At 65.4% G+C, this 2,132-nt stretch carries 2 protein-coding genes; both read right to left on the bottom strand.

Annotation, left to right across the window (positions count from 1 at the left end):
• Positions 1-64 precede the first annotated feature (64 nt).
• The gene (gene istB / locus DAD99_RS21290) at positions 65-823 is read right to left on the bottom strand and encodes an IS21-like element helper ATPase IstB (RefSeq protein WP_193343167.1); all 759 of its coding nucleotides are present in this window, start codon (positions 821-823) and stop codon (positions 65-67) included.
• Complete coding sequence (istA, locus tag DAD99_RS21285; protein ID WP_193343166.1) at positions 820-2,064, bottom strand: IS21 family transposase; 1,245 nt, start codon at positions 2,062-2,064, stop codon at positions 820-822. The genes istB and istA overlap by 4 nt, the downstream gene beginning before the upstream one ends.
• Positions 2,065-2,132 lie beyond the last annotated feature (68 nt).

The following is a 2,132-nucleotide window of genomic DNA, read 5'->3' as shown; positions in this document are numbered from 1 at the left end:
TGTTAACGCCAACCGAAAATAGGGCCAATAGTGCCAATTGAAAACGGGGCCACGGGTTGTTGTTCTATTGTGCCGTACTGGCGGCAGGTTGGTGTTTTTTGAGGCGGTAGCTGTTGCCTTTGAGGCTGATGACGTCGGCGTGGTGGACGATCCGGTCGATCATGGCCGAGGCGATGGTCAGGTCTCCGAAGACGTCGCCCCAGCGGGCGAACGGGAGGTTGGACGTCAGAATCATGGACGCGTGTTCGTAGCGGCTCGAGACGAGCTGGAAGAACAGGTTCGCGGCGTCCTGATCGAACGGGATGTAGCCTACTTCGTCAATTATGAGGAGCCCGTAGCGGCGGAGTTTGACCAGTTCCTGGGCGAGTTTCCCTCGGGAGTGGGCCTCCTGCAGTCGGGCGACCCAGCCCGTGGCGGAGTCGAAGAGGACCCGCTGCCCGGCCTTGGCTGCCTTGATGCCGATGCCGACCGCGAGGTGCGTTTTGCCGGTGCCGGGCGGCCCGAGGAGGACCACGTTTTTGGCCTCGGAGAGGAACGCCCCGGTGCCCAGGTGCGCGATGAGGTTCCGGTCCGCGGAGGGCTGATGGTCGAAGTTGAACTCCTCCAGGTCCTTGTGGGCCGGGAACCGTGCGGCCTTGATCCGTGTTGCCGCGCCGGAGGCTTCGCGTTCGGAGACTTCCCGGGAGAGGACCGCGGCCAGGTACTCCTCATGGGACCAGCCGGCGTCCCGGGCCTGGTCCCCGAGCCGGCGGAACCCATCACTGATCCGTGGTGCGCGAAGGGCCCGGGCGTAGTACTCGATCTGTGACGGTGTCCCGCTCATGAGGCCACCTCCAGGACCAGGTTCGGCTGCTGGCCGAGGTCGATGCCGAAGATCTCGTCGTAGGCGGCCAGATCCCGCACCTGCACCGCTTCCTCGGGTTCGTGGCGGTGCACTCGCTGGGTCCGGAAGTCCCGGCGCATGACCGCCGCGCGGGCCACATGGGCCGGATCGGTCAGGACCAGGTGCCGGGCCCATGCCCGGACATGGGTGGCGATGATGACACCCTCATGAGTGACCCAGACGGTGTCCAGATCAGCAGTGACATCCACGATCCTCCCAATGAACGAAGGGTCCACGGAATAGTCGTTGGAGAACACCCGCACGTAGTAATCCCGCGGGAGCCGCACCGCGTTGCGGAACACCGCGTCCGGGGTCACCGGCGGCAGTTCCCGCATCCTCTCCCGGTCCAGGACGATCAGCTCGTCAGGGCGGCCGTGGCGGGACCGCGAGTACCGGTGATTGGCCTTGGGCAGCCAGTCCTCCAGCTGGCCGTTGAAATCCGCTGGTGAGCGGAAGTCCCGGCCCGGCATGAACCGTTGACGGAAGAACCTGTTCATCCGTTCGACCATGCCCTTGGACTCCGGATCCCGCGGCGGAAGCAGCTTAATCTCCAGTCCTAGGGACCCGGCGAACGCGGCCACCGGCTCCGTGGGCCGGCGCCGGCCGATGCCGGACTCGTTGTCCCACAGCAGCCTGGACGGGACCGCCTGAGCGTCCTGCAGCAGAGTCCACATTCCGCCCAGAAGGTCCGGCGTCGTCCGCGACGGCAGCATCCGTGCCTGGATGAATCCCGAGAACGCCGAGGTCATCACCAGCACCGGTGGCGTGTCGTTCTGGCCCGCACCGACGGGCAGCGGCTCGTGCGGGAACCAGAGGTCGCACTGCACCTGGAACCCCGGCTCGTGGACCAGGCGGTCGGCCGGGTCAGGCGGCGCGTATTCAGGCCGGATCGCGGCGACCTTCGCCCGGAACAACGACGCGGAACCAGACCAACCCACCCGCTCCGCCAGCGTCGCTGCCGGCATCGTCGGCGTCTTCACCAACAACTCCCGCACCCTGGGAGCAAACGCATCAAAACTCGACACCCCGGCCGCCCGCTGATACTTCGGCGCCCGGTCCGACTCCAAAGCCCGATCCACCGTTCCGCGGGAAACCCCCACGATCCTGCCGATCTCACGCTTCGAGTGCTTGCCCGTCGAAAACAGGTGGCGTATCTCCGCCCAATCATCCAAATTGATCACCTTCCATAATGGTCGGTGGCCCTATTTTCAGTTGGCGTTCCTGGCCCTATTTTCGGTTGGCGTTAACA

The organism is Pseudarthrobacter sp. AB1, from assembly GCF_014926485.1.
GTDB lineage: Bacteria > Actinomycetota > Actinomycetes > Actinomycetales > Micrococcaceae > Arthrobacter.
This window is presented reverse-complemented; position numbering and strand designations above follow the sequence as displayed.

Bases quoted from the DNA above. Each gene is read 5' to 3' on its own strand.
- istB (WP_193343167.1), bottom strand. From the start codon at position 823: ATGAGCGGGACACCGTCACAGATCGAGTACTACGCCCGGGCCCTTCGC.